At 55.3% G+C, this 25,431-nt stretch carries 28 protein-coding genes and 2 pseudogenes; 13 read left to right on the forward strand and 17 right to left on the reverse strand.

The annotated features are described in order from the left end of the window. Position 1: 1 nt before the first annotated feature. From speB to def (AC2FNR_RS14325), 6 genes are all read right to left on the reverse strand, one after another. Positions 2–823, reverse strand: coding sequence for an agmatinase (speB, locus tag AC2FNR_RS14300; protein WP_480870378.1), 822 nt, complete (start codon positions 821–823; stop codon positions 2–4). Positions 824–886: 63 nt separating this feature from the next. Then, positions 887–1,123, reverse strand: a complete 237-nt coding sequence (locus AC2FNR_RS14305) for a GlsB/YeaQ/YmgE family stress response membrane protein (RefSeq protein ID WP_480483547.1) — start codon at positions 1,121–1,123, stop codon at positions 887–889. 1 nt (position 1,124) lies between these two features. Next, positions 1,125–1,361, reverse strand: a complete 237-nt coding sequence (locus AC2FNR_RS14310; protein ID WP_170756075.1) for a hypothetical protein — start codon at positions 1,359–1,361, stop codon at positions 1,125–1,127. A 5-nt stretch (positions 1,362–1,366) separates the two neighbouring features. After that, on the reverse strand, positions 1,367–2,281 hold the full coding sequence (fmt, locus tag AC2FNR_RS14315; RefSeq protein ID WP_496849643.1) for a methionyl-tRNA formyltransferase: 915 nt from the start codon (positions 2,279–2,281) through the stop codon (positions 1,367–1,369). A gap of 2 nt (positions 2,282–2,283) precedes the next feature. Next, positions 2,284–2,778, reverse strand: a complete 495-nt coding sequence (gene def, locus AC2FNR_RS14320; RefSeq protein ID WP_496849644.1) for a peptide deformylase — start codon at positions 2,776–2,778, stop codon at positions 2,284–2,286. Continuing rightward, positions 2,775–3,293 carry a peptide deformylase gene (gene def / locus AC2FNR_RS14325; protein WP_170356749.1) on the reverse strand — a complete coding sequence of 173 codons (519 nt, stop codon included), beginning with the start codon at positions 3,291–3,293 and terminating at the stop codon, positions 2,775–2,777. Before def (AC2FNR_RS14325) ends, def (AC2FNR_RS14320) begins: the two co-directional genes overlap by 4 nt. Positions 3,294–3,387: 94 nt before the next feature. Here def (AC2FNR_RS14325) and AC2FNR_RS14330 point away from each other — a divergent pair, with 94 nt between their 5' ends. Together AC2FNR_RS14330 and AC2FNR_RS14335 are read left to right on the forward strand one after the other, a co-directional pair. Beyond that, a complete protein-coding gene (locus AC2FNR_RS14330; RefSeq protein WP_496849646.1) occupies positions 3,388–4,560 on the forward strand; it encodes a MalY/PatB family protein in 1,173 nt (390 codons plus the stop codon). Positions 4,561–4,737: 177 nt separating this feature from the next. Then, positions 4,738–5,082: a L,D-transpeptidase family protein gene (locus AC2FNR_RS14335; protein WP_496849647.1), complete on the forward strand. Its 345-nt coding sequence runs from the start codon at positions 4,738–4,740 to the stop codon at positions 5,080–5,082. Here the strand turns inward: AC2FNR_RS14335 and AC2FNR_RS14340 are convergent. Further along, complete coding sequence (locus tag AC2FNR_RS14340; protein ID WP_209198160.1) at positions 5,079–5,432, reverse strand: hypothetical protein; 354 nt, start codon at positions 5,430–5,432, stop codon at positions 5,079–5,081. The two genes, AC2FNR_RS14335 and AC2FNR_RS14340, sit on opposite strands and share 4 nt — an antisense overlap. 212 nt (positions 5,433–5,644) lie before the next feature. Between AC2FNR_RS14340 and AC2FNR_RS14345 the strand changes: the two genes are divergently transcribed. Further along, positions 5,645–6,634 (forward strand): glutathione S-transferase family protein, encoded by a 990-nt coding sequence (locus AC2FNR_RS14345; RefSeq protein WP_496849649.1) that lies wholly within the window; start codon positions 5,645–5,647, stop codon positions 6,632–6,634. Here AC2FNR_RS14345 and AC2FNR_RS14350 read toward each other — a convergent pair. Further along, entirely contained in the window at positions 6,616–6,978 is a 363-nt protein-coding gene (locus AC2FNR_RS14350) for a response regulator transcription factor (RefSeq protein ID WP_496849651.1), read from the reverse strand. The genes AC2FNR_RS14345 and AC2FNR_RS14350 overlap by 19 nt on opposite strands. Before the next feature lie 181 nt (positions 6,979–7,159). Here AC2FNR_RS14350 and cobD point away from each other — a divergent pair, with 181 nt between their 5' ends. Genes cobD through AC2FNR_RS14365 form a run of 3 tightly spaced genes read left to right on the forward strand, consistent with a single transcriptional unit; the run spans position 7,160 to position 10,218 of the window. Beyond that, positions 7,160–8,125 carry a threonine-phosphate decarboxylase CobD gene (gene cobD, locus AC2FNR_RS14355; RefSeq protein ID WP_480870401.1) on the forward strand — a complete coding sequence of 322 codons (966 nt, stop codon included), beginning with the start codon at positions 7,160–7,162 and terminating at the stop codon, positions 8,123–8,125. Continuing rightward, on the forward strand, positions 8,122–9,042 hold the full coding sequence (cbiB, locus tag AC2FNR_RS14360) for an adenosylcobinamide-phosphate synthase CbiB (RefSeq protein ID WP_496849652.1): 921 nt from the start codon (positions 8,122–8,124) through the stop codon (positions 9,040–9,042). Before cobD ends, cbiB begins: the two co-directional genes overlap by 4 nt. A gap of 12 nt (positions 9,043–9,054) precedes the next feature. Continuing rightward, on the forward strand, positions 9,055–10,218 hold the full coding sequence (locus AC2FNR_RS14365; RefSeq protein ID WP_496849654.1) for a lytic murein transglycosylase: 1,164 nt from the start codon (positions 9,055–9,057) through the stop codon (positions 10,216–10,218). 70 nt (positions 10,219–10,288) lie between these two features. On the opposite strand, the gene AC2FNR_RS14370 is transcribed toward AC2FNR_RS14365, so the two are convergent. Then, positions 10,289–10,810: a hypothetical protein gene (locus AC2FNR_RS14370; protein WP_496849656.1), complete on the reverse strand. Its 522-nt coding sequence runs from the start codon at positions 10,808–10,810 to the stop codon at positions 10,289–10,291. A 40-nt stretch (positions 10,811–10,850) separates the two neighbouring features. Here AC2FNR_RS14370 and AC2FNR_RS14375 point away from each other — a divergent pair. Both AC2FNR_RS14375 and AC2FNR_RS14380 read left to right on the forward strand, forming a co-directional pair. Then, positions 10,851–11,042: pseudogene (locus tag AC2FNR_RS14375) on the forward strand (transposase); the annotation flags it as partial. 145 nt (positions 11,043–11,187) lie between these two features. Then, positions 11,188–12,315 (forward strand): hypothetical protein, encoded by a 1,128-nt coding sequence (locus AC2FNR_RS14380; protein WP_496849658.1) that lies wholly within the window; start codon positions 11,188–11,190, stop codon positions 12,313–12,315. Between the two features lie 283 nt (positions 12,316–12,598). Here AC2FNR_RS14380 and AC2FNR_RS14385 read toward each other — a convergent pair whose 3' ends face one another. Together AC2FNR_RS14385 and AC2FNR_RS14390 are read right to left on the reverse strand one after the other, a co-directional pair. Further along, entirely contained in the window at positions 12,599–12,868 is a 270-nt protein-coding gene (locus tag AC2FNR_RS14385; protein WP_496849659.1) for a hypothetical protein, read from the reverse strand. Positions 12,869–12,983: 115 nt separating this feature from the next. Further along, a complete protein-coding gene (locus tag AC2FNR_RS14390) occupies positions 12,984–14,579 on the reverse strand; it encodes a GMC family oxidoreductase (protein ID WP_496849661.1) in 1,596 nt (531 codons plus the stop codon). A gap of 108 nt (positions 14,580–14,687) precedes the next feature. On the opposite strand from AC2FNR_RS14390, the gene AC2FNR_RS14395 reads away from it, so the two are divergent. From AC2FNR_RS14395 to AC2FNR_RS14410, 4 genes are all read left to right on the forward strand, one after another. Beyond that, entirely contained in the window at positions 14,688–15,926 is a 1,239-nt protein-coding gene (locus AC2FNR_RS14395) for a TRAP transporter substrate-binding protein (protein ID WP_480870488.1), read from the forward strand. A 67-nt stretch (positions 15,927–15,993) separates the two neighbouring features. Then, positions 15,994–16,659 (forward strand): TRAP transporter small permease, encoded by a 666-nt coding sequence (locus AC2FNR_RS14400; protein WP_170356764.1) that lies wholly within the window; start codon positions 15,994–15,996, stop codon positions 16,657–16,659. Continuing rightward, entirely contained in the window at positions 16,659–18,017 is a 1,359-nt protein-coding gene (locus AC2FNR_RS14405) for a TRAP transporter large permease (protein WP_170356766.1), read from the forward strand. Before AC2FNR_RS14400 ends, AC2FNR_RS14405 begins: the two co-directional genes overlap by 1 nt. Before the next feature lie 11 nt (positions 18,018–18,028). Continuing rightward, positions 18,029–18,808 carry an IclR family transcriptional regulator gene (locus AC2FNR_RS14410; protein WP_480870482.1) on the forward strand — a complete coding sequence of 260 codons (780 nt, stop codon included), beginning with the start codon at positions 18,029–18,031 and terminating at the stop codon, positions 18,806–18,808. 92 nt (positions 18,809–18,900) lie between these two features. Here the strand turns inward: AC2FNR_RS14410 and AC2FNR_RS14415 are convergent, their stop codons facing one another. The 5 genes and pseudogenes from AC2FNR_RS14415 to AC2FNR_RS14435 all read right to left on the reverse strand — a co-directional run bounded on the left by AC2FNR_RS14415 (position 18,901) and on the right by AC2FNR_RS14435 (position 22,766). Then, the gene (locus AC2FNR_RS14415) at positions 18,901–19,101 is read right to left on the reverse strand and encodes a hypothetical protein (RefSeq protein WP_496849664.1); all 201 of its coding nucleotides are present in this window, start codon (positions 19,099–19,101) and stop codon (positions 18,901–18,903) included. Positions 19,102–19,271: 170 nt separating this feature from the next. Further along, complete coding sequence (locus tag AC2FNR_RS14420; protein ID WP_170756161.1) at positions 19,272–20,117, reverse strand: enoyl-CoA hydratase/isomerase family protein; 846 nt, start codon at positions 20,115–20,117, stop codon at positions 19,272–19,274. Positions 20,118–20,209: 92 nt separating this feature from the next. Continuing rightward, a complete protein-coding gene (locus AC2FNR_RS14425) occupies positions 20,210–20,998 on the reverse strand; it encodes an SDR family NAD(P)-dependent oxidoreductase (protein ID WP_170756162.1) in 789 nt (262 codons plus the stop codon). 12 nt (positions 20,999–21,010) lie between these two features. Continuing rightward, positions 21,011–21,976, reverse strand: a complete 966-nt coding sequence (locus AC2FNR_RS14430; RefSeq protein ID WP_496849666.1) for an LLM class oxidoreductase — start codon at positions 21,974–21,976, stop codon at positions 21,011–21,013. A 13-nt stretch (positions 21,977–21,989) separates the two neighbouring features. Beyond that, positions 21,990–22,766 (reverse strand): annotated as a pseudogene (locus tag AC2FNR_RS14435) (CmcJ/NvfI family oxidoreductase). Between the two features lie 113 nt (positions 22,767–22,879). Between AC2FNR_RS14435 and AC2FNR_RS14440 the strand changes: the two are divergent. Continuing rightward, a complete protein-coding gene (locus tag AC2FNR_RS14440; RefSeq protein ID WP_480870497.1) occupies positions 22,880–23,791 on the forward strand; it encodes a LysR family transcriptional regulator in 912 nt (303 codons plus the stop codon). Between the two features lie 118 nt (positions 23,792–23,909). Here AC2FNR_RS14440 and AC2FNR_RS14445 read toward each other — a convergent pair whose 3' ends face one another. Next, positions 23,910–24,953, reverse strand: coding sequence for a formylglycine-generating enzyme family protein (locus AC2FNR_RS14445; RefSeq protein ID WP_496849668.1), 1,044 nt, complete (start codon positions 24,951–24,953; stop codon positions 23,910–23,912). Positions 24,954–25,431: the final 478 nt, after the last annotated feature.

Below are 25,431 nucleotides of genomic sequence, written 5' to 3' on the forward strand. Positions count from 1 at the left end.
GTCAGCGCGACAGCAGACGCCCGCCGATTTCCTTGACGAATTTCGCCGCCACCATCGCGGTGATGCCATAGGGATCGCGGTGAGGGTTCAGCTCGACAATATCCGCGCCAACCAACTGGCCCTTGAAACGGTGGATCAGGTTTATCACCTCGCGCGTGCTCAGCCCACCGGGCTCGTGATGCGAAACACCCGGCGCAAAGGCCGGGTCCAGCGCGTCCAGATCCAGCGAAAGGTAAACAGGGCCGTCAAAGCTGATCTCAAGATCCGGGCTCCAGCTTTGCATGTCGATCACTTCGACGCCGAACTTGTCGGCCTGTTCCTGCTGATGCTTGTTCATGGTGCGGATACCGACCTGCACCAGACGGTTGATCTGGCACGTCTCCATGACCCGCGCGAAGGGGCAACCGTGACCCAGCGGGCCGACCTGCTGACTGTCGTAAAGGTCAGGGTGCGAGTCGACATGCAGGATGTTCAATCCCTCATACCGCTCTGAGTGCGCTTTGATCAGCGGATACGCGACCGAGTGGTCGCCCCCCAGCGACAACAGCCGCGCGCCGGTTGCGATACGCTCGGCGGCCCCGGCCTCGATCCGGTCGATGGGTTCCTGTCCAATCATCTCGAACACGTCCAGATCGCCGGTATCCTTAAACCGGTCGGTCGCGCCCAGATCGGTGCCGTCTTCGGCAGTCAGGTTGGCAGCTCCGGAATGCAGTGCCTCACGAATGCGGCCCGGCGCAAAGGCAGGCCCCTGCAGGAACGAAGAATGCAGGTCCAGCGGAACGCCCATCAGGGCAACGTCACCGGGGTTCAAGTCATGCGACATGGGGCGCCTTTCGGATAGAATTTCCTGGCGATCTGGCCGGGTTCGACCCGAAAGGTCAAGGGGTCAGCGACGCAGATATCTCTGCCAGATCCAGATCACCAACAAAGCGCCCAGAACCGCGCCAACAAAACCCGACAGCCAGCCCGCCATGGCAATCAGGGCACGCAGGATAAACCCGCCCACCAATGCGCCGACAATGCCGATCAGCATGGTTGTGGGGATATCCGCCTCGATCCGCATCAGGCGGGTCGCCAGAAACCCGGCTGCAGCTCCGATGATGATCAGGGCGATGACGGGCACGTTATTTCCTCCAATGAGTCGGAACGATGATAAGCGCACCAATCGAGGACAGCACGGCATCAAAACCAGGCGGCCCAAAGCTGATGCCGAACATGATCCGGACAAAGTAAAACAGGAACGCTCCGCCCACACAAATGATGATTGAGGGCAGATACCCATTGTGGGTAAATCCCGTCTTCTCAGACAGATATCCTACGATGCCAGCGATAACCACCGTACCCATCAAGACCATGAACATCTACTTTACCCCGACGTTAAATTGGTCCCAGCTGCGACTGGCCAACCCCTTAGGAAAGTTGCTGCATCCTGCGCCGCTTTCCCAGCCCGCTGCAAGCGCAATAGGTCAATCGCGCCATCGCCACAGGCAACGCGGAGGGTATCATCCAACAACTCACCCGGCTGCCCCTGCCCCACTGCCAACCGAGAGGCCAACAGCTTGATACGCTCGCCTCCCATCTCGGTCCAGGCGCCGGGAAAGGGGGACAGGCCACGGATTTGCCGGTCGACCTCGACGGCTGGGCGGGTCCAGTCGACACGCGCCTCGGACTTGTCGATCTTTGCCGCGTAGGTTACTCCATCCTCGGACTGAGGTTCCGGTGTCAGGTCCGATAAGGTGTCCAACGTTTCCACAATCATCGCTGCACCCATTTCTGACAGTCTGTCATGCAGGTGCGCCGTGGTTTCCTGTGCCCCGATATCGGTGGCACGTCGCAAAAGGACCGGCCCGGTATCCAGTCCGGCCTCCATTTGCATGATGCAGACGCCGGTCTGAGTGTCCCCCGCCATGATTGCGCGCTGCAGTGGCGCGGCCCCGCGCCAGCGCGGTAAAAGGCTGGCGTGAATATTCAGACACCCCTGTTTGGGCGCATCCAGAACAGGTTGCGGCAACAGCAGACCATAGGCAACGACAACGGCCACATCCGCTTTCAGCGCTGCGAAGGCTTCTTGTTCTTCGATCGACTTTAATGACATCGGGTGACGAACATCAAAGCCAAGCGCCTCGGCCCGTGCATGAACAGGGGTTGGCCGGTCTTTCTTACCTCGCCCTGCTGGGCGTGGTGGTTGGCAGTAAACAGCGGCGATCTCATGCCCGGCTTCGACCAGCGCGTCCAGTACCGGCACCGAGAAATCGGGCGTTCCCATGAAAATGATGCGCATTTCTACCCCTGCTTTCTGGCTTTGCGCAGCAGAATATCGCGTTTGACCTTGCTGAGACGGTCGAAATACATCCGACCGTTCAAGTGGTCGATCTGGTGCTGCACGCTGGTGGCCTCAATCCCCACAAAATCACGACGATCGATCATGCCCTGTTCGTTCAGGAATTTCACCGTCACCGCACGGGGGCGTTTCACCTTGGCAGACACGCCGGGAAGGTTCGGGCTGGCTTCATCATGCTCGCGCAGTTCAATCGAGCTGTGCAGGATTTCCGGGTTCGCCAACCGCACCGCACGTCCACGCTCGGTCGAGCCATCCACCACGGCCAGCCGTAACATCACTCCGATCTGAGGGCCCGCAAGACCAACACCGGGCATCGCCTCCATCGTGTCGATCATGTCGTCCCAGATGGCCCGGATTTCATCGGTAATCTCGGCCACGTCCTCAACCTTGGTCCGCAGGCGTTTGTCGGGCCAAGGCAGGCAGGTGCGAACGGTCATGCGCGGGCCTTTTCGCGTTTCAACTTCTGCATCTTACGCGTGATCATCTGGCGTTTCAGCGGCTTGAGATAGTCGATGAACAGCTTACCGTTCAGGTGGTCGATCTCATGCTGCACGCAGGTCGCCCAAAGGTCATCAAACGTTTCTTGCTGTGCGTTACCGTCACGATCCATCCAAGCCACCTCCACCACTTTGGGACGGGTGACTTCGGCATATTGTTCGGGAATCGACAGGCAGCCTTCTTCATAAACATTTGTTTCGTCCGAAGAGGCCACGATCTCGGGGTTGAACATGATCAGGGGGCGCGGTGCCTCGCCCTCTTCCTTGACGCAATCCAACACGATCAACCGATCCAGGATGCCAATCTGCGGTGCAGCCAGCCCGATACCAGGAGCGTCGTACATTGTCTCCAGCATGTCATCAGCCAGTTTACGCAGTTCATCCGTCAGGTCAGCAACGGGGGCGCAAACTTTTTTCAAGCGCGGATCGGGGTGAATAAGAATTGAGCGTTTCATGTCGTTGATTTAGGCCATCGCGCCCCCCGCCGCAACGCCCCCCTTGCACCCGCCACGATTGTGACTAGCTTTCCGTCCGACAGATGGAGACAACATGACGTTCAACGACTTGATCGACCGCCGGGGCACCAATAGTTCTAAATGGGATAAGATGGAGCGCCTGTACGGCGTTTCACCGGATGACGGGCTGGCCATGTGGACGGCCGATTCCGATTATCCTACGGCGCCATGTGTTGTCGATGTCGTGCGGCACGCGGCGGACCATGGGGTTTTTGGCTATTCTTGGATGCACCCGGACTATCTGAGTTCGGTCCAGTGGTGGATGAAAAACCGTCATGGATGGGACATCGACACCGATTGGGTTCTGACTTCACAGGGGTTGGGGAACGCGATCGCCCTATGTCTGGACGTCTGGACCGAACCGGGCGACGGAGTGGTCATTTTTTCGCCCGTTTACCATGAGTTTGCGCACAAGGTGAACAAATCGGGCCGCAGGGTGGTAGAGTGCCCGTTGGTGCGAGATGGCGAAAGCTACGGGGTGGATCTGGATGATGCGCAATCGCGGCTGGACGGATCAGAAAAGATGCTGTTGTGGTGTTCGCCTCAGAACCCGTCGGGGCGGGTCTGGACACCAGATGAGCTGCGCGCCGTTGCAGCTTTTGCCGAACGGAATGGGCTGGTTTTGGTGTCGGATGAAATTCATCATGACCTGGTCTATCCCGGCCAAACGTTTGTCCCGATGGACGTGGCCGCCCCGGATGCGCGGCCCTGGACCGTAACGCTGACGGCGCCTTCCAAAACGTTCAACATCGCCGGTCAGCGCACTGGCAACATGATCATCCCAGATCCCAAATTGCGCGCGGCCATGCGCAACCGCATCCAGACGCTGGACTACGACCCCAGTGCGCTTGGCGTGGCGATGATCACGGCCGCCTACACCCCAGAGGGCGCCGCATGGGTCGACGAGCAGATCGTACATCTGGACAGCAACCGCCGTCTGTTTGATGCAACGATTGCGGAAATCCCCGGTCTTTGGTCCATGCCACTGCAGGCGACCTATCTGGCCTGGGTTGATTTCTCGGGCACCGGAATGGACCATCCCGAATTCATTCGTCGCCTGCGTCAGGATGCCAAAATCGCCACCACATCGGGCCCAGGCTTCGGCGCGGGCGGAGAAACCTTTGAGCGGTTCAACCTGGCCACCCAACGCAGCCGAGTGGAGGACGCCTGTGCCCGCCTGAAACAAGCGTTTGCCGATTTGCAGTGAGGCGGGCCTTAAAGATAACTCTTGTGCTGTGCCTGATCAGCGCAGCATGGGTTGGGTAGCACCGATACGGGCCACGTCCGCCCGCGCCGGAATGGTTCCCGAAACCGCACAGATCAACCACATCCTGATCTAAAATCCGCCCGGCGACTGACCGCGTCTGCGAACGGGATGGTCGTGATGCAATCGGATATCGCACTGGGCTTTGCGCCGCAGGGTGACAAACAGCAAAAGGGCGATAGAAAAACGTCCATCAGGGCGTTCAAGATTGACAAGCGCAATCCTCAGAGCGCCTATCACCTTTCCCTTGGGATCAATTACCCCAAACCCAAAGACATCGCCCGCGCGCGGGCTCAGGGCGTTGATCCGGGGGGCGACATATTCATTCGTGGCCAGCCGAACGGGATTGTAGGCCTATCCCTGCCCGGTGATTGGGCAGCCGATTGTATCGCCCTGTCAAATGTCGAAATGGCACGGCGCTGGAGTTTGACGCCAAATGGGACGACCGTGGAAATCCGCCCCTAGTCCTCGTGCCCCAACAGCGCGATCGGCGCATCCGGCGCGCGGTAGAAATCCAGCGGCGCCTTGTCGGCTGCGGCAGTGCTGCGTTTGAAATCATAGCGCATTTCACCCGCCTGCGCTTCATCCGCGATGATCAGGCATTGGTACAGATGGCGCGCGCCGTCATAGATATCGACCAGACCGCGCAGTTGCGGAGTGGTTTCAGCCTCAACCGTGAAGCCATCCTTCCACAATCTTAAAATTTTGAAGGTATTGTCGCCAAATTCTACACGAAGACGGCTCGTTCTCTTCAGGCCCGCGATTCGAGCCGCGTCCAGTTCAGCGCTTATTTCCTTGGAAACATAGGTACTCATCAAAAAACTCCCCCGGCAGTGAGTACTATTGTGCGCTCTCAATCGTAAAAATCTAGTGAAACCGGTTACTTTAAATCCAGTCTTCATCACCGTGTTGCGGGCGCACGCGCCATGGTCTGTGCGCAAACGCAGGCAAAATGCGCGCCTGCTCGCATAGGAACACCGCGCTCAAACGCCTATCTTTCGATAAATCTCTAAGCGGAGGAATACAGATGGGCCTGTTGGTCGACGGCAAGTGGCATGACACGTGGTATGACACCAAATCCACAGGTGGCGCGTTCAAACGAAGCGCCGCGCAGTTCCGCAACTGGCTGACCGCCGACGGCACGCCCGGCCCTTCGGGCAAGGGTGGGTTCAATGCGGAACCGGGGCGCTATCACCTCTATGTGAGCCACGCGTGCCCCTGGGCGCATCGCACCCTCATCTTCCGCGAACTCAAGGGGCTAAACGACCTGATCTCGGTTTCGGTCGTTCATCCGGATATGCTGGATAAAGGCTGGACCTTCGAGACGGATGACAACGGCGCGACCGGCGACGATCTTTACGGGCTGGATTATGCCCATCAGGTCTATACCCAGGCGGATCCGTCCTATTCCGGCCGTGTAACTGTGCCAATCCTTTGGGACAAACGGCAAGAGACGATCGTTTCCAATGAAAGCTCGGAAATCATCCGCATGTTCAATTCGGCGTTTGATGGCATCACCGGAAACACCGATGACTATTGGCCCGAGGCGATGCGCGACGACATCGAGGAGGTCAACGCTCGCATCTATTCCGACGTCAATAACGGGGTCTACAAGTCCGGTTTCGCCACCAGCCAAACCGCTTATGACAGTGCGGTGGGACCGCTATTTGATACTCTGGATTGGCTCGAACAGCGCCTGTCTCAGAGCCGCTATCTGATGGGTGATCGCGTCACCGAGGCCGATTGGCGCCTGTTTACCACTCTGATCCGGTTCGACCCGGTCTATCATCTGCATTTCAAATGCAACCGGCGGCGACTGATCGACTATCCGAACCTGTGGGCCTACACGCGCGAGCTATACCAATGGCCGGGCGTCGCACACACGGTCAACCTGGAGCACATCGTGCGCCACTATCACTATAGCCACGAAAGCATCAATCCGCATCGCATCATCCCGACCAACCCGATGCTGGACTTCATGGAACCTCATGGGCGCGGTCAGCGACCCGCTGCGTAGTGCTCGACCATCGCCGCCAGATCCTCTGGCGGCGTTGCGCTTTGCACATAAGCGCAAGCGTTAGGGCTGTGGGCAAAGATCGACCCGTCCGAAAAGAAGGTGGTATTGGTGACAAAAATCACCCGTGCCTCGGGGCGGCGATAACTGGCGAAATCTGCGACGGCCAGCGCGCTGCCCGCCTCTAACACCAAATCGAGCACGATGATATCGAACTCAGCCCCATAGAGCGCAAGAATTGCAGCTTCTTGCCCAGTGACCAACGTCACCTCGGCACCTTGTCGTTCAAGATGCCTTTGCCAGACCCGACTCAGATCGGGGTTACTCTCAACAATCAAAACATTCATACGCAAAACCTCGGCCCATGTTGTGGTGAGTAGTGCCGATCCCTGTGGTTTGTGATCACGTTATTTCCTTAACAAAGTGTTAACGCTGTTTTCGGCTTTTCGTGACCGCGCGGATTCGCTTGTAAAAACGGCGAAAATCCGCTTGAAACAGCCAGAAATACGCGATTCCGGCGGGACCTAGATGACAAGCTCTGACAAAAACTTGAACCCACGGGCTGCGCGAGACCACGGCGGCGGGTTGGATGCAGCGATTGCGGCCTATGGCGGCGCGCGCGGGAACTGGATCGACCTTTCGACCGGAATCAATCCTCATCCGTACCCCATAGCCGCGCTGTCCCATGAAGATTGGACCGCACTTCCAGATCACGGCGCATTCGAACAGCTGTCGCAAGCCGCCCGACACTTCTGGTCAGTCCCGGCAGACGCGGCCGTTTTGCCCTCGCCCGGCGCATCGGCCCTGATCGCCCGTATCCCCGCACTTGCGCCGACAGGCCGCGTTCAGATCACCATGCCCACTTACAATGAACATGCCGCAGCCTTTTCCGCGCAGGGCTGGAAAGTCCAATCTGGTGGACCGGCCCAGGCCCGCGTCATCGTCCACCCCAACAATCCAGATGGTCGCTATTGGGACAAGTCAGACGTGAATGCCCCGCTGACCATAATTGACGAGAGCTTTTGTGACGTCACTCCAGAGGTGTCACTGATCCACCTGGCCGCGCGACCGGGCGTGATCGTTTTGAAAAGCTTCGGCAAGTTCTGGGGGCTGGCCGGGCTGCGTCTAGGGTTTGCAATCGGTGATCCACTGCTGATCGCCCGCCTGAACGACCTGACCGGCCCTTGGGCAGTGTCTGGGCCGGCGCTTCGCGTCGGTCAGCGCGCCCTGACCGATCCCGATTGGGCCAATTCCACCCGTCAGCGCCTGACGACGGACACCGCTCGACTGGATGCGCTTATGATCGCAAAGGGCGCGCAGCTTGCTGGCGGCACCACACTGTTCCGCCTCTATCAAGTCGATGACGCTGCCCAATGGCAAACCCGTCTGGCCCGCGCCCATATCTGGAGCCGCATCTTCCCCTATTCCCAAACCTACCTGCGGTTGGGCCTGCCCCCTGCAGATGGCTGGGACAGGCTTGAGGCCGCACTGTGAGCACCGCCTTCCTGCTGGTCTGCGCCCTATGTCTGGACGCTGCCTTAGGTGAGCCAGACTGGCTATGGTCGCGCGTCAAACACCCGGCGGTCATGATCGGCAACGTGATCGGCGCGCTGGACAAGCGTTTGAACCACGGGGCGCATCGGCGGCTGAAGGGCGTTGGTGTGGTCATCCTACTGGTAGTAGGTGCATTGGTAATCGGTTGGGGACTCAGACTGCTGGGACCAGTAGTCCAGATCATCGCCTGCGCCATCCTGTTGGCGCAAAAATCGCTGGTTGACCATGTGCGCGCGGTCGGGGAAGGCTTGCGGGTATCCCTACCTGAGGGGCGTGCGCAGGTCGCCATGATCGTTTCACGCGATACACGCGACATGACACAGGCGCAGGTGGCTCGATCCGCCATCGAAAGCGCGGCCGAGAACCTGAGCGACGGGGTCATTGCGCCCGCCTTCTGGTTTCTTATTGGCGGTTTGCCCGGACTGCTGGTCTTCAAAGCCGTTAACACGGCCGACAGCATGATCGGCTACCGGACCGACAAATACCGAGACTTCGGCTGGGCCGCCGCCCGTCTGGACGACCTGCTGAACCTGATCCCTGCCCGCCTGACCTGCATGATGATCGTAGCCCTATCAGGCCAATGGGCGCGCTGGTCTGAGATGTTCGCCGATGCGCACCGCCATATCTCGCCCAATGCAGGCTGGCCCGAAGCCGCAATGGCCCGCGCCCTGAACGTGGCACTTGCCGGGCCTCGCAGTTATGACGGGCAGTTGCGCGATCTTGCCTGGGTTAATGGCGACGCCCCCCGCGATATCGGCGCGTCAGAGGTTTTCCGCGCATGTGACATGCTATGGCGGGTTTGGGGGCTTGCGCTTGGCCTCGTGTCGGTGTGGGTTGGGTTTAGCTTTATTCTGTAACGGACCCGTTTCATGCGCTTGCTTTCTGGCCTTTTGGCCACCGCCCTGCTGACCTCGCCCGCCTTTGCCCAATGTGGCGGAGGGTTCAATAGTTTCGTCAAGGATCTGAAATCCGAGGCCGCGCAGCAAGGCTATGACCGCGCCACCGTCAACGCCTTCTTCAAAGGTGTGCAACAGGACAATGCAGTGCTTAAAGCCGACCGTGCGCAGGGCGTGTTCCAAAAGCCCTTCATTGAATTTTCGCGCCGCCTGATTTCGCAAAACCGGATTGATCGCGGGCGGGCCATGTCGCGCAAATACGACGCGGTTTTTGACCGGATCGAGCGCGAATACGGCATCTCGCGCGGCGTACTGCTGGCCTTCTGGGCGTTCGAAACCGATTACGGCGCGTTTCAGGGCGATTTCAACACCCGCAACGCGCTGGTCTCGCTGGCCCATGATTGCCGCCGTCCCGAACTGTTTCACCCGCAAATCTTTGCCGCCATCGAACTGTACGAACAAGGCAATTTCGATCCCGCCCGCACCACCGGGGCTTGGGCCGGAGAAATCGGCATGGTCCAGATGCTGCCCCGCGACATACTTGAAAACGGTGTGGACGGGGATGGGGACGGTAAGGTCTCACTGAAAACCTCGGCCCCGGATGCGCTGATGTCGGGCGCAAAAATGCTTTCGAGCTTTGGCTGGCAGCCCGGTCAGCCATGGCTGCAAGAAGTTACGGTAACCGAGCGAATGGACTGGTCCCTGTCCGGCCCCGGCAAGCCGCGCCCTGTGTCCGAGTGGCAGGCGATGGGCGTTCGGGCTCGCAGCGGGTCGCTGTCCAACCTGCCCGCCTCGCTGATCCTACCGCAAGGGCATAAAGGGCCTGCCTTTCTGGCCTATCCGAATTTCGACGTCTATTTCGAGTGGAACCAGAGCTTTACCTACGTCCTGACCGCCGCATATTTCGGCACGCGGTTGGAGGGCGCGCAGATTTATGATGCAGGTAACCCGGCGCAAGGCCTTTCTGGCGCGCAAATGAAGCAACTACAGAGCAAACTTCAGGCCCGCGGCCATGACGTGGGCAAGATCGACGGGATTCTGGGGGCCGGAACACGGGCGGCCGTGCAGGCAGAACAGGTGCGGCTGGGATTGCCCGCGGATGCGTGGCCAACAGACGAGTTGTTGGGACGGTTGTAAATACTCAAATAATTGGCCGCAATAACTCTGAATGAAGTTAACGTTGGGTCAAAAAAGTACTACTTGCGAGCTATGTTTTTTCACCCGGCAGTCGCAGCTTTATGGCGCCCACAAGGCATTTCCACGGATATCTTTTACAGTGATCCAGTTGCTGCAACATCTGATTGTAGTCTACACTTTTTACCTTAAGCGCTCCCGTTGTTTTATCCAAACCTTTCAGGATGTCTCCAACTGTCACATTCAGCAGGCGCAACGCTTCATCTATCTCTGCTAGGATATCTACACTTGTGTCCGAGCCGGAGAACGCTTTGAAAAGCCTGTCCGTCACCATTTCGAATTCACTTTGGGCATCATGAGGCAAAAACCGGCGACGGTCCAAAGCGACTGCAAGATTCGCCAAGCTTGCTAACCCAGGGTGTTTTCCTTCCGTTCTAACCGCCCTCATTGAGCTATTAGTTGGAGCCAAAGGGTCGGTTGAATAGCCGTATGCATCAAAATCCCTTCCATAAAGCTTTGTAATCCTGTCCACTGTTAAAGGGTTCGATAGCGCGTCTTTCAATACACGATTTGTATCAGATGGTCCCTTATTCACAGCTCCTGTCCGAAACCCAGTGTAGTCTATTCCGGCAGCTTGCATCCCTGGCCGGAGCCAGCGGAAGAAACCTGTAAAGTATGACAAGCGTCGCTACAAACGGCGCAACAGGATCGAGATCATGTTCAGCAGGTTGAAGGATTGGCGACGTGTGGCAACCCGTTATGACAGGTGCCCGAAGGTCTTCCTGTCAGCCATCGCCCTCGCAGCAATAGTCATCTACTGGTTATGAGTCCTGACCCTAGGTGGAAGTCACATTTTCCTTCTAGATAATCGTCACCTTGTTCACTATCAATGTGCTTTGAGGAATAAGTAAATGCCAGTCAGCATCGGCTCCAAGACACTGAAGATTACAAAATTTGCGAAAAGGAAATGAAATGAAAGAGGAGCTGGTTTTGCACATTGGTGCCCATAAAACGGGTACAACTACAATTCAACAAGCATTGGCTCTCTATCGAGAGCAATTGTCAAAAAAAAACGTTCATTTTGCAACAACGGGTGACCACAACAATGTTCACCAGTCACTTGGACCGGTCGAGTATCGAAAGCTTATCCCAAAGGGCTTTCGTGTTTATAAAATCGATGATCTAGTTCAAAATCTTACGAATCATGACATGGACCGTGTCATAGCATCGTCTGAGAATTTTTCGTTTTTTTTCGCAGAAGACAGCATCAATAGGCTAGCTCAGAGGATTAACCCGTTCTTTAATAAAGTCACGATTTTGACATACCTTAGGCGCCAGGACGCTCATGCCGTTTCACACTATCAAGAAGGAGCAAAACCAGATCGATTGGCGGAGGAGCAACTTTATGGTTACAGACCGACTCCGTTGCCTATGCGAAGCAATGTGTTGGATTTTTATCTTGATTACAATCAACGAATTGGAATGTGGGCAGATGTATTTGGAGAAGAAAACATAATTGTCCGTCCTTTCGAGAGGGACCAATTAGAAGGTTCAGACATCTGGTTGGACTTTTTGAAGACTTTGTCGATTGAACCGGAGGGCATGATAGATCATCCCTTGCTAAATGCATCTATGGGTAAGAGTAGGACGTTTCTGGGTCACATTATGAATGAAATGGGTCTTCCATCGTCAACAAAACAACTTCTCCTGGATCTTACCGAGGAAGACAAAAAGTATTTACCTTGCAGGCGTGACGCCGAAGCATTTTACAGCCCGTACAAAGAAAGTAACCAAAAACTTAACGAAAGACTAAGGGTGAATGGGACCTATGGGATATTCAGTGAACGTTTTGAAGAATATCCGGAAAGCGAAGTGAATCTGTGGACTGAAAAGTCCGTGGAGCAACTAACCAGAACATTGGTTCAGTTCATAGCTAATATGCGTGACAATAATAGTGACACAGCAAAAATTAGTGAGTTGGAGCACGAAAGAGACGTCGCTTGCAAGCAGCGCGACCATGCGAGGCGCCACCCTTGGAAATATTTTGGCTATGCATTGAAATCAAGAAAAAAAAAGCTCGCCGGACCACGCCGCTTTTAAGTTGGTCAAGTGGCGTTCAGCGCGCAGGACGTATGACAACCGATGTCCGGGAGGAAAGGGTATTTTCCAAGATCATCCTTCTAGAGGATCCGGTCGAGCCTGACGCCCCTTTCAACATCGTTCTGCGTAGTAACAAACTCAAGATTACCTTGCCCGCTTACGATCCGGGTTCAAACCTCATCTCATTGATCCAAGTGCTCTCCTGATCTCGCCATCCGGAAACTTCAAATTCTACACTTGAAGCCCTGTTTGAAGGTCTCGATTGGCAACGAGTTGTTCCTCGTCATGTGCGAAAGCCAGTTACTGTCTGATACCGCAACGCGAACCTTGTGGCAGAACGCAGCGGATGGTGGGAAAGAGCCCAAAACACCGATGCTGCATACGAAACAAACTGCCCTAAATCACGCGAAGCTGCCGTTGTGGCAGAATTGATGGAATCCCCGTACAAGACTGGCAGCTCTTCGCTGTCTGCCAATTTGGCGAATTGCTGAAACTTGGGGGCATGCATGAATTGACTTTTTTGGATCACGTTGACCAATTGAATCCCATCCATGGAAGATGCTGCTGAAGTAGATGTCTTGAGACCTAACGTTGGTCTTCTTTCTTTTCCAGAGAGAAGAGCACACAATCAAACCGAGGGATCAAGCACCTTACCCTTAATTGTTGCTTCAGGCATCCGCTCCTATCAGATCGCTGGCCCTTTCGCCGATCATGATGGCTGGCGCATTGGTGTTACCACTCACGATTTCCGGCATGATCGAGCAGTCGGCTACTCGTAAGTTCGCTATTCCGTGCACTTTTAGTTTTGCATCTACGACCGATGCTTCGGTGCTTCCCATCGCGCAAGTGCCGGTGGGATGATAGATTGATGCGGTGTTTGATCTTACCCACTCCAGTGTGCCTTCATAGTCGTCGCAACTCAGCTGAGCTGTTGGCCGAAATTCCTCTGAAATCTTCGAGGCCAAGGGATTGTGCTTGGCTATTTCGCGCGCGATGTTCACTCCGTCGACAATGGTACGGCAATCCGTTTCAGTGGACAGATAGTTCGGTATTATTTTTAGGTGTTTAGACGGATCCGGGCCGTCCAAACGTAGCTCTCCCCGGCTTTCCGGACGCAGCTGGCAAACCGACATGGTGAAGGCTGAAAACGGATGTACGCCCTCGCCGGGGCTGTCGGCGGACCAGGGTTGAACGTGGAATTGAATGTCGGGCGTCTCTACATCCGGGCGGGTTTTCATGAATCCGGCAGCAAGGCTGGCGGCCATGGTCATAGGGCCTGCACGGAACAGCGCGTATTTCAGGGCGATGCGCGTCTTATTGAACAGGCTGCGGACTTCATCATTCAGCGTCGGCTCATTGCATTTGAATACTAGCCGGGCCTGCAAGTGGTCCTGTAGCCCTTTGCCGACACCTGGTAAGGCGTGCAGCGGCTCGATGCCATTTTCCTTTAGGTGATCTGGGTCCCCGATTCCTGAAAGCATCAGGATTTGTGGTGAGTTTATGGCCCCGCCGGACAGGATGATTTCGCGTCGGACCGTCAAGTTCTTCTCAGCGCCAGAACGGTCTCGGTAGACCAAACCGGTTGCCTTTTTCCCTTCCAGAACCACGCGCGTGACCAGAGCGTTCGTGATGATGTTCAGGTTTTGTCGATCCCGGATGGGTTTCAGATAGGCAACGGCAGCGCTGCACCGGCGGCCATTGCGGGTGGTCAGTTGGAAGTACCCCACCCCCTCTTGTTCTGCACCATTGTAGTCCGGGTTGAACGGATATCCCGCCGCCTGCGCTGCGGCCACCCATGCGTCGCAGATCGGGCGTTGAATACGCATATTGGACACGGACAAAGGCCCGCCAACGCCATGAAATTCATCTTCACCCCGCTCCTGATCTTCGCAGCGCTTGAACAGGGGCAGGACATCGTCCCAACCCCAGCCTTCATTGCCCATTTGTCGCCAGCGGTCGTAGTCCTCTTTCTGTCCACGGACATAGAGCAACCCGTTCAGTGAAGACGAGCCGCCCAGCACCTTGCCGCGCGGCCAATCGATGGATCGCCCGTTCAGCCCCGGATCAGGTTCGGTGCGATAGCACCAGTCGACCGAGGGGTTATGCATGGTTTTGAAATAGCCGACAGGGATGTGAATCCACGGGTTGGTATCGCGGCCACCAGCCTCGAGCAGTGCAACAGTCGTGTTAGGATTGGCGCTGAGCCGGTTGGCAATGACGCAGCCCGAAGACCCAGCGCCCACAACCGCATAATCCACTTCCATGACTGCCTCCTCCTCGTGCCGTTGAAAAAACTCTATGCAAGATGCAAGAATTACACTAGCATTTTTTGATACAAAACGTCTCAATAATTGCAATCAGGGAGGTAAGCAATGGAGATCGGTAAAAAACTAAGTGGGATTTCGCGGCGGGATTTCTTCCGCGTGGCTGGTCGTTATGGAATGAGTTCCACGTTGCTGGCAGCAGGTGGGTTCGGAGGGGCGATGAGTCTGGCGAATCTGGCTCAAGCCGCAGAATCAACCTATGAAAAGCGCTTTTCGAAAGAGCCTAAACACACCCTTAAATTCGGTGCTTCGGGCTTCAACACCCGCAACCTTCTGATCGAACGCGCCGGGGCCATCGAGTTCGCGCGCGACCTGGAAGAACGCACAGACGGTGAGATTCGGATCGAGTTCATCGGCGACAACCAGATCTGTGGTCAGCTCAGCTGTGTTGAAAAAACCCAGCAGGGAATCGTCGATATCTACGCCGCTTCGACTCAGAACTCGGCTGGTGGTGCGCCTTATCTGAACGTACTGGACTACGCCTATATGTTCCCAAGCCGTGCGGCGCAGTACCATTTCTTCTACAGCCCTGCGAGCCAGCGCATTCTCCGCGACCCCCTGGAGAAACGGCATGGGCTGAAGTTTCTGTTTACGCATTGTGAGTTGCGTGGCCTGCAAATGGGCTCGTCGTTTGCCGACAAGCCTACAGTGACCAAACTGGAAGAGCTGTTCGGCACCAAGAACCGCGTGACAGGCACGCAGTTGGGGCGGATAGCGATGCAGCTGCTGAACCTGAACCCGGTACCGGTCGCGTGGGAAGAAACGCTGGACGCCCTGAAAACCGGTCTGATCGACGGGGCCGAAACCTGGGCTTCGGCCGTGGCTTACGCCAACATGGCACCAGTGGTTTCGCAGTCGGTGAACCTGAAGTTCTTCTGTGGCACCGAGCATACCTCGATGTCAGCCAAGGTCTTCGACGGTCTCGGCGGCGAGTTGCAGGACGCGGTGATGGAGTCCTCGTATTTCACACAGGCTTTGATTCAGGGCGCGAATGAGGCGGCGCTGCTGAACACCGTGGGATTCTCGGACCCGCAACTGCCCAACACGATCTTTGCCGAAAACGGCGTGCGTCCTGCTTTCCTGCCCGACGATCAGATCAAACTGGCCGAAGAGATGTGCGCCCCGAACTATAACCCTGAGCCTTGGGCACAGTGGCGTGAACGTCTGAACAAATGGGCTGGCGGCATCGATACGTATCAGGAAATTTACGATATCGCGCGTGAAATTCCGGCTGACACCCTGCCGGAAAACGTCGAGCCGCGCCGTTGGTGGATGGGCCAAGCCTGATAAGCTGATGTGAACTGGCCCCAATCGGGCCGGTTCCAAAAACACACCGACTGGGAGGACGGGGTACATGTCGTTATGGGCAGACATAGGCGCGATCTTCAGCGCCTTTCTCAGCCAGGATTCGTTCGAGATTCAATCCGCTCTGGAATCTGACGCTGCTTGGGTACTGGGTGCAGTGGTTTCGGCATTTGGCGGGCTTCTGGTCATGCTGGTCTATCGAAAGGTGCCCTTTATAGAGCGCCATCTGGAACGATCCGTGATGGTCTATTCGTATCTTACCATTGCGCTAATCATTTTCTGGGGTGTGATCGACCGCTTTGTGTTTAATGATCAAGAGCCATGGTCAACGACCATTCCGCCACTTTTGTTCATGGTAATGGCTTGGTTCGGGGCGTCTTACAACGTACGCCTGCGTACGCACTTGAGCTTTAGCGAATTCCGCACTGCGATGCCGAGGGCAGGTCAGCTGGCTTGCCTCATCCTTGATGCGGTTCTGTGGTATATTTTCGCGATGATCGTCATCGTCACCACGACCCGGCTGGTGGCGCTTTCTGCATCTAATTTCCAGATCGTACTGGGTACTGACAATGTCATGCAGTGGTGGTTTCTTCTGGCCGCGCCGCTGTCTTTCTTTCTGATGGTCGGACGCGTATTTCAGAACCTCGCCGACGATCTGCATAACTGGACAACAGGCAAGCCGCTGATTCAGCAGGCCGTGATCGGAGCAGACTGATGACAGACGGAACTATGGTCACACTGATCTCGCTTGGGGTTACGTTTCTATTCATGCTGGGCGTGCCAGTTCTGTTGGTGATCGGCTATTGGGTCATCGGCTGTTCCTTTGTCCTCGGTCTGACACTGGACAATATGGGCGCCGAACTGCTGAACGTTTTCAACAAAGGATTTGCCCTGCTGGCGATGCCATTGTTCATCCTGACTGGAGACCTGATCAACAAATCAGGAATTGCGCGGCGCCTCAGCGATTTTGCCTATGCCTGTCTGGGCTGGATACGCGGCGGCTTGGCAATGGCCTCGTTGGGGGCCTGCGGGCTGTTCGCGGCAATTTCGGGGTCCAACTCGGCAACAACAGCAACCATCGGGTCGATGCTGCACCCTGAGATGGTAAAAGGTGGCTATGATGAACGCTTCAGCGCTGCCACCGCAGCTGCGGGTGGAACTGTAGGGATCATCATTCCTCCGTCTATTATCTTTATCGTCTACGGATTCTTGATGAACCTGCCGATATCTGAGCTGTTTGTGGCCGGCATAATTCCTGGTGCGCTTATGGTCATAGGGATGCAGTTCGCCTGCTGGATCATCTGCCGCATGAATGGCTGGGGGCATCTGATCCCGCTGCAATTGAACCGAGTGTTGAAAACCGCGTTCGGTGCTTGGCTTGGCTTCTTTGCCATTGGTTTGGTCCTGTGGGGCATCTACACCGGTAAATTCTCACCCACCGAAGCGGCCGGTGTGACAGTCGGTTTTTGCGTGATCGCAGGCTTGGTCAGCTATCCGATCAACCGCCTAATGGGCGCGCGCAGCAACGTTTCACCGACCGAAAAAAGCTATGCCGAGATGTTCGTGGTCGAAGGTTTCACGATCCCCGAGATCCCGTCAATTGTGATCCGGTCAGCTCAGATCACCGGTATCCTTGCGCCGTTGATTGCGATTTCCGTAGTGATGCAGCAGATTCTGTCCCTTTTGGGTGCGCAAGAAACCATTGGGAGCTTTGTAACCTCAATGGGCGGCTACCACGCGGTTTTGTTCACCTCGATGGTGATCGTGTTTTTCTCGGGCATGGTGCTGGAAAGCTTGCCAGTCACGATCATTCTGGCCCCGATCCTTGCGCCGATTGCGGCCTCGGTCGGCGTTGATCCGATCCACTTCTCGGTGATCTTTCTTGTTGGCGCGTCCATTGGCTTTATCACCCCGCCATACGGCTTGAATCTCTACGTCGCCTCCGGCGTGACCGGCGTGCCGTATTTCCGGTTGCTGCGCTACACGGTGCCGTATCTGGCGGCGCTGCTATCGGTGTGGATTTTGGTGTCTCTGGTGCCCGATCTGGCCTTGATACTGCTGCCAAATAACTAGAATGTTGCGGGATGCCTGAGACGGAAACACAAGACAAAGAAACTCAGATCCCGACCAACCTGCGCCTTCTTCTTATCCTCGAGGAGGTGGCGCGGCGTGGGGTCGCCGTCAAACCAGCAGACCTGATCGAGACATTGGGACTGGCGAAGCCCACAATCCACCGTCTGCTGCAAACCGCAGAGGCCGAAGGTTTCCTGCAGCGAGATATAGATGGTCGCTCGTATGGCCCTGGGTACCGGCTGCGGTTGCTTTCGGTCAATACCATGTCTTCCGAACACCTTCGTACGGCGCGTTTGGCTATCTTGCGCAGCGTCGCCGAAAACGTCGGCGAGACGTGTAACTTAGCCATCCCGGACCGGGAAGGAATGATCTACCTCGACCGGGTTGAAACGAAATGGCCGCTTCGCATCCAATTGCCGATCGGTACCCAGGTGCCCTTCCATTGCACAGCTAGTGGCAAGATGTACCTGTCTACTCTACGACAGAAGACGTTGGATGGGTTTCTCTCTGCTGGCAATTTACAACCGCAGACCGAACGATCCCTGACGAACCCTAGAGCACTACGCGAGGAAATCCGTCGAGTCGCTGAGAATGGTTACGCGGCGGATGATGAGGAGTTCATGGCCGGAATGACGGCCATCGCTGTGCCCATTCGTGATGGACAAGCCAGATTGGTAGGCACACTTTCGGTGCATGCTCCAACCCAACGTCACGACGTCAACAGCCTGCTGTCCTTTCTGAACATCCTGCAAAAAGGCGCAGGTGAGCTCTCGGAGATGTTAACGGACTGATCTTTGCTCACGACCATCTTCAAAGCTCTCGTCAAGTCTGACTAAGAATGATCTTTTCAAGCCGGTTGAAGAACCAAACTGTCTGCACAGTATCATTCGCCGCGTCGGGTCTGCCCTTCGTAGGCGGTGATGCCGACGAGAGGCAGCGCGGCGGCTTCCCGCATACTTAGGGTCTTGGGTTTGTGTGCAACCAGACGAACATCTGCCTTAAAGTTCTCTGCCAATGAGCCCGGTAAGTCCATCAAATCACCTGCACGGCCGTACACCTCATCACCTACGGCAAAACCTTTCACACCGTCGCCAATCGCAACGACCAGGTCTGGTATTTCAGCAAGCCCGAATAGCGCATCTGGTCCTTAAGAGTTGACAACCATAGCTTTCGTTGAGGTTTTCCTTTTGTGAAATGGTGTCAGGCCCACGTGGAAACCGCGCACGCCTGACGAGATCATTGTCTTGTGGGTGGTCAGTTGATGTCTTGCACCTGCATCACCAGATCGCCCCATTTGCGCTGGTTCTCGATGTCGTGTTCCAAACCTTGTTCATCCGCGATCATGAAGCGTTTTACGGCCGGAGTTTTGCTGGTTGCCTGATACAACCAATAGGCTTCGGCCTTCAGCGCCTCATCGATGGGCTTGTCGATGGACTCATAGACCATCTGCTTGCAGGCATTGATCGACTCTGCAGGGAATTGTGCGATCCGTTCGGCCAGCGCGGTCACATACGGGCCGATTTCATCCGCTTCCAAAGCCTTGTTGATAGTGCCCAAACGCTCGGCATCATCTGCGTCGTAGTCTTGTGCACTCAGAATGATCTCAAGCGCTTTGCCAAGGCCGGTTTGACGGGCCATGCGCGACGCGCCACCGCCGCAGGGAAGGATGCCCATTCCGACCTCCATCTGCATGAACTTGTATTTTCCCCGCGCGGCAAATCGCATATCCAACGCCAAGGCCAATTCGTGCCCGCCACCGCGCGCAAACCCTTCCAGTTTTGCGATGGTCGCCTGTGGCACCTTGCTGATCCGCTCGCAAACTGATTGTAGGTCCAAAAGCTGAGCGTCCCCGCGAGAAACAGCTTCGGTCGACATGTCCTTCAATAACTCGGTATCGTAGTGGCAGACCCAGATTTCCGGGTTGGCCGACTGAAAGATCACGACCTTGGTTTCGCGGTCCCGCTCTAACCGCATGGCCAGACTGTTTAGGTCGGCCAGCATTTCCTGGCCCTGCACGTTCACAGAGCCAAAGTTGAAGGTAACCGTGGCAATGCCGTTTTCAACATTTACGTCAAAGGTTTGAAAGTTCTCGTATTTCATCAGGCCGTCCTTTCTTGGGCCTCGACGCGGCACGCGCGAGGGGTAAGGGAATTTTAAAGGTGGAAGTTCGTGGCGTTTTAGCGCCCAGATGATCAGCCCGTTTGGCTGATCAAGTCTTTGATGGTGTTCATGACGTCGGTAGCGTGGTTTTCGTCGAGTGCTGCGGCATGCGGATCAGCGAAAGCCCCACTGTCATTGTCGAAATAGGCTCCTGACGCGTCAGCAAACCGCACACCCAAGGCTGCGTCAATCAAGATATCAGCGCCAATGTTCATATCGTTGCCAGCCAGGCCAAAGCCTTCTTTCACCATCTTTGAGGCCAAAAGTGATCCGGGATTTACGGCAACCATCACAGGTGCATTGGGCAGCGATTTGGCCCATTCGCGGGTCCAGATGGTGATCGCCAACTTGCTCTGGGCATAGGCTTCCATATCCGCCAGTTGCACATTGCCCTGCATGGCCCGGATGTTCACCGGGGCCTGCGCCGCAGATGACAGGTTCACGACACGCCCGTCGGCAGGAATGACCGGCAGCAGCAGTTTGGTCAGAAGATACGGTGCAAGCGTGTTCACTACAAAGCGGATGTCCTGACCATTTTCCAGCACGGCTTGAGGGGCTTTCAACACACCTGCATTGTTGATCAACACATCCAGTTTGTCATGTCTGGCCTGTACGCTTTCGGCGAGTTTTCGAACCGCGAAGAGATCGCTGAGATCAGCGGCATAGGTTTCGACATCGCCTCCGACGGAAGCAGCCGCGCTCTCCAATTTGGATGCACTGCGGCCATGGAGGAGCACTTTGTGCCCATCAGCGGCCAGTTTCTTGGCCGTCAGCAGGCCAATGCCATCGGTCGAACCTGTAATGAGAATAGTCTTGGTCATCAGTCTGATCCTTCAGGAAAAGTCAGGCAGCACAGTGTCCGCCAGATGTTCGAGGGTTGTATCGATTGGCGCTTGATTGAACCTTAGGTTCAGCGCGACGTGATTGACCCCGAGCGTTTCAATCTCGCGCAGATAGTTGCGTAGGAAATCAGTTCCAGACTGAAACCCAAGATGGATTGGGCGCGGAGGTGCAGCAGGGTCGGCAACAACATCGACATAGAGCGATTGCATGACCGGCTTGTCCGGTTGACCTGCCGCCTTCACACGCCTGCGGTAATCCGTGATGACTTGACCCTGAGCCGCCGCATTGCGCGGATATGTCATCCAACCATCTCCGTTCTGCGCTACCCAATCAGGTGTTTGTTGGCTACCACCCGTAATGAGCATCGGCAGGCGCGTTCCATGCGGCTTTGGCAATAGATCAATCCCGCCATTCAGTTTGCCCTGTGCATTTTCATGCGTGGGGTAAGCCGATCCAACCGCGCGGATGTACCCAAAACTATCGCGGAACCGTGCCCCCCGGTCGTCAAAGCCCTGGTTCATCGCCGGGTACTCCTCGGGCCGATCACCGGAAGCGATACCCAAAAGCAACCGCCCGCCCGAGAGCACATCTGCTGTCGCTGCTGCCTTGGCGACATGAGCGGGGTGACGCAATGGCAGGATCACACTGGACGTTCCAAGCGCAATCCGATCCGTCGCCGTTGCCAAAGCTCCCAAATAGACAAATGGATCGAAAACTTGCCCGGGGTCACCGAAGCTTGGAACATTAAAGGGCACGTCCCGTAGCCAAAGTGCCGCAAACCCAAGTTCCTCGGCTTTCTGAGCCGCTTCTAGGTGCTCCCGTAGAGTCGGCTCTGCGCCGACGGTATAAGCTTCGAGAGGCAGCACAAGGCCAATGCTCAGTCGTCCGGGACAGAACACTTGGTTGTAGGCCAAATTTATTTGCTCAAACCCAGACAGCTGCGTTTCATCCAACATGTCTGCCCCTCCCCTAATAGCGCACCAAAGTACGGCTTTCGATGCTTTTGCGAACGGTATTGATGTTTGGATCCTCGACCATGTCGAGGGCGCTATGAGCAACCGAAGCCCGGCCTTGATTGTCATAGATGTTGAAGACCGCGACCTCATTCGGCGTCATCTTGGATTGATAGATCCACTCATGTTTGGGGTTGCCCACCAGCCCCATGATTTGTCCCGTGCGGTCGGGATAGATCAGGTCCAATAAAATCCAGTCCGACGGGTCAATTTAAGAGGGGCGAACGAACCCAAGTGGTGCTGAATTGATCGGATGCTCTATCGGACGCCATACATTGACAAAGGCAAAATGACCTTGCGCCCACTCTGTTGCGGCCTCGGCGCCCAGCAAGTCGACAAGCCGCTGTTCGGCTCCGTCCTTGCTGTAGTCGCTATGAACATTGCGCGCCGGTTTACGTATTGCTTCGGGGTCATCCACCCGAACAGTGTGATCAAAAACCACGACCTCTCTCGCACCGAGCCTGTTCTGCAGCATGGCCTTGAGCTCCGCATCGTAAAACGGTTCCCAGCTGTCGCCTGCAAAGTCTCGGACCTGCGTTTCGAGGGGCATGATTTCAACGGCATCGCACGCAAATGAAACCGACGAGGTCGTTGTACGGTTGTCTGCTAGCACGACGGATGTCGCGACCAGCTCAGGGCAAATCAGGTTGCCAGCGATCCCGCCAGCATCAAGCTCAAAGGCTTGTCGGTAGGATTTGTGAACATGGTAGTTAACCGTGGCCGTCCGTGTCATTTGCGCCTCGCGCCTAAGCTTTACTGTATCTGTGAAAGAGATTTAACCTCGATCAAATTGCAGATAAACTGCCCAATAATGTATTTTTAATTCGGGAAATGGATATAATGGGTTTGGACACAGACGCTCTTCGATTGTTTATTAGGGCAGCAGACATTCTGAACATCAGCGCGGCGGGGCGTGACCTGGGCATGGCCCCAGCGGTCTCCAGCGCAAGGCTTGCCAAGTTGGAGAAGAACCTCGGTATTGAGCTTTTGCACCGCACGACTCGCAAAGTGTCGTTGTCGGTGGAAGGAGCGAATTTCCTGCCTTTCGCACGTGAAATCATTGCGCAGGAAGAGGCGGCATTTGCTGCATTGGGTAGGCAAATGGCAACGATCAAGGGCACATTGCGTTTTACGGCGCCAAGCAGTTTCGCACAGCTCTACATCGCGCCAATCCTGCCTAAGTTTCTTGAACAGCACCCTGATCTCATGCTCGATCTGCGCCTGTCGGATGTGCAGTTCGACCTGATCGAAGGAAGCTATGATCTAGCCCTTAGGAACGCGCCACTTGTCGACACCAGTCTGAAGGGTCGCAAACTGGCTGATGACCAGCGCATTCTATGTGCTGCACCGCAGTACCTCGATACGCATGGCGTTCCTGATACACCAGCCGATTTGACAAGCCACCGTCTGATCGCTTTCCAAAACCTCCAACCTCGGCCACTGACAGGGCCAGCAGGCGAAAACGCCTTTTTTGATCCCGCATCAGCCAAAGGCCAATTGACTATCGATGACGGTCAAAGCCAAGTCCGCGCCACATTAGCGGGGGCCGGTATTTCCTTAAATGCTAGATGGAGCGTGCATGAACAACTGAAGTCAGGCCGTTTGGTGCGTGTTCTTCCAAACTTTGAAGCCAGCGAAGACAGTGTTTTGTGGCTGATCTATCCCAAGTCCAACGTATTATCCCCAAAAGTGCGGGTGTTCATGGACTTTCTGGTTGCAGAGATTGGCGCAAAGCCTCCTTGGGAAACACAAGTGTAATTTAGGTCAATCTCGCTATCGTAATTCCTGTCTCAAATGTCGGAGACAGGCTTTGAGTGGACATGCCTTGTCCTCGTAGGGGACAGATATAGAATATCTCACACATCAATCTCTCTCCTCAATTATTCAAAAAAAGGTCGCGGACAACTCTAAAACCAAATGCTGTAGACCTCGCGTTTTCCGCTCCCCGACCTCTAAATGCCACAGGGGAAAAATCCATAGCGGCCCAATACGCACCGCCCCGTATCACTCGAAGCTCGCAATTTGGCAAAAGTGACATTTTCAAATATGTACTAGAGCTGTCCCAACCCTCGTAAGTATTCGTCCAACAGGACAGAGTATGTTCAGAGACATTGCCTGACATATGTCTTAAGCCCCATTGGTTCGCTGCTTCAAGTTGATCGACTGGAACAGGCTTACCTCTGTGAACAAGACCGAGGTTTGGGTCCCCCAACATTATTTGGGTCGCCGTTCCATTAAAGTTTGCCTGATCGGTTGTTATGTCGTCGCCTTGCGCAAAAGCCGTCTTGGTCCCAGAACGAGCAGCGTATTCCCACTCTGCCTCAGTCGGCAGTCTATATGCGTTTATTCCTACTTTTTCATTTAGCCATTGCGTGTAGGCCACTGCATCCGTGTGTGAGACATCCACAACAGGATGAGAACCAGTTACTTCTGCACAAGGAACATCTTTCTGGAGAATGCAACTCTGCGGGATATGTCCTCCGCACCCTCCATCATCCACACAGGCCATCCACTCTTCGTAAGTGACTTCGTTACGACCCATTGCGATAGGGATGTCGATCTTGACCGTGTGTATTGGCCCTTCTTGATATGCGATATAAGGGTCTTCCGGTGTAGCCATCCGCATAGGGTTCGCGTTTAAGTGAACATTCAGCTTAGATTCTCCCGGAGGTCCACCCATCAGGAACTCACCCAAGGGCAGGACGATCATTTCGGGACAAACGTCGCACTCCTGGAACATCTCAAGCGGGGCAACAGTCGTGCCGTCCTCCAGCTGATATTCCGCAGAAATCGCCGCTGTTGGGAGTGTCAGTAGCGCAGCGAAAGGTAGTATTTTCCGCCACAACCCTAAAGAGTATAGAGTTTCTTGGCCAGTTTTATCGGGGCACGTCCCAAAAAGAGGATTAGACCATCTGAGCATTTTCGCCACTCAACACTTTGAGTCTTAATTGAAAATAGTTGTTCAATTTCAATTCGCTGATTAAACATCGGCGAATTGGCAAGACTCACAAAAACTTTATCAATAGTGAAACTGTTAACGAGAGACGAACAATCCGTCAACTTAAGAGAGATCACAATTTGGGTTTTAAATAACATTCCTCTATTGCATTTCTTCTTATTGAACGATCAGAGGTCGTAGGCTTTTCTCTCTCGTTTCAAACTTGGTGCAGAACCATGTTTCATGACGTGACGTGGTGTTGCGCGTCCACCACACTGCGAGTTCGCTCACGTTGCTTCCACAGTACTTCCAGTTGTGCGATAGCTCGAAACGCAAGAAGCGCCCTTTGGGGCGCTAAGTGTTTGATATCTGACTGGAAGTGTTGGTTGCGGGAGCAGGATTTGAACCTGCGACCTTCAGGTTATGCGGCTGACGAGGTGAAGACGTTAAGCAATTGATC

The organism is Ruegeria sp. SATB045, assembly GCF_059613525.1.

Bases quoted from the DNA above. Each gene is read 5' to 3' on its own strand.
- AC2FNR_RS14425 (WP_170756162.1), bottom strand. From the start codon at position 20,998: ATGACCAAGACTATTCTCATTACAGGTTCGACCGATGGCATTGGCCTG.
- AC2FNR_RS14410 (WP_480870482.1), top strand. From the start codon at position 18,029: ATGCCTGAGACGGAAACACAAGACAAAGAAACTCAGATCCCGACCAAC.
- AC2FNR_RS14310 (WP_170756075.1), bottom strand. From the start codon at position 1,361: ATGTTCATGGTCTTGATGGGTACGGTGGTTATCGCTGGCATCGTAGGA.
- AC2FNR_RS14405 (WP_170356766.1), top strand. From the start codon at position 16,659: ATGACAGACGGAACTATGGTCACACTGATCTCGCTTGGGGTTACGTTT.
- AC2FNR_RS14340 (WP_209198160.1), bottom strand. From the start codon at position 5,432: ATGAGTACCTATGTTTCCAAGGAAATAAGCGCTGAACTGGACGCGGCT.
- AC2FNR_RS14335 (WP_496849647.1), top strand. From the start codon at position 4,738: ATGCAATCGGATATCGCACTGGGCTTTGCGCCGCAGGGTGACAAACAG.
- AC2FNR_RS14365 (WP_496849654.1), top strand. From the start codon at position 9,055: ATGCGCTTGCTTTCTGGCCTTTTGGCCACCGCCCTGCTGACCTCGCCC.
- cobD (WP_480870401.1), top strand. From the start codon at position 7,160: ATGACAAGCTCTGACAAAAACTTGAACCCACGGGCTGCGCGAGACCAC.
- AC2FNR_RS14430 (WP_496849666.1), bottom strand. From the start codon at position 21,976: ATGTTGGATGAAACGCAGCTGTCTGGGTTTGAGCAAATAAATTTGGCC.
- AC2FNR_RS14395 (WP_480870488.1), top strand. From the start codon at position 14,688: ATGGAGATCGGTAAAAAACTAAGTGGGATTTCGCGGCGGGATTTCTTC.
- fmt (WP_496849643.1), bottom strand. From the start codon at position 2,281: ATGCGCATCATTTTCATGGGAACGCCCGATTTCTCGGTGCCGGTACTG.
- AC2FNR_RS14445 (WP_496849668.1), bottom strand. From the start codon at position 24,953: ATGCTCAGATGGTCTAATCCTCTTTTTGGGACGTGCCCCGATAAAACT.
- AC2FNR_RS14385 (WP_496849659.1), bottom strand. From the start codon at position 12,868: ATGGATGGGATTCAATTGGTCAACGTGATCCAAAAAAGTCAATTCATG.
- AC2FNR_RS14330 (WP_496849646.1), top strand. From the start codon at position 3,388: ATGACGTTCAACGACTTGATCGACCGCCGGGGCACCAATAGTTCTAAA.
- AC2FNR_RS14390 (WP_496849661.1), bottom strand. From the start codon at position 14,579: ATGGAAGTGGATTATGCGGTTGTGGGCGCTGGGTCTTCGGGCTGCGTC.
- def (WP_170356749.1), bottom strand. From the start codon at position 3,293: ATGAAACGCTCAATTCTTATTCACCCCGATCCGCGCTTGAAAAAAGTT.
- AC2FNR_RS14380 (WP_496849658.1), top strand. From the start codon at position 11,188: ATGAAAGAGGAGCTGGTTTTGCACATTGGTGCCCATAAAACGGGTACA.
- speB (WP_480870378.1), bottom strand. From the start codon at position 823: ATGTCGCATGACTTGAACCCCGGTGACGTTGCCCTGATGGGCGTTCCG.
- AC2FNR_RS14345 (WP_496849649.1), top strand. From the start codon at position 5,645: ATGGGCCTGTTGGTCGACGGCAAGTGGCATGACACGTGGTATGACACC.
- AC2FNR_RS14400 (WP_170356764.1), top strand. From the start codon at position 15,994: ATGTCGTTATGGGCAGACATAGGCGCGATCTTCAGCGCCTTTCTCAGC.
- AC2FNR_RS14420 (WP_170756161.1), bottom strand. From the start codon at position 20,117: ATGAAATACGAGAACTTTCAAACCTTTGACGTAAATGTTGAAAACGGC.
- AC2FNR_RS14350 (WP_496849651.1), bottom strand. From the start codon at position 6,978: ATGAATGTTTTGATTGTTGAGAGTAACCCCGATCTGAGTCGGGTCTGG.
- def (WP_496849644.1), bottom strand. From the start codon at position 2,778: ATGACCGTTCGCACCTGCCTGCCTTGGCCCGACAAACGCCTGCGGACC.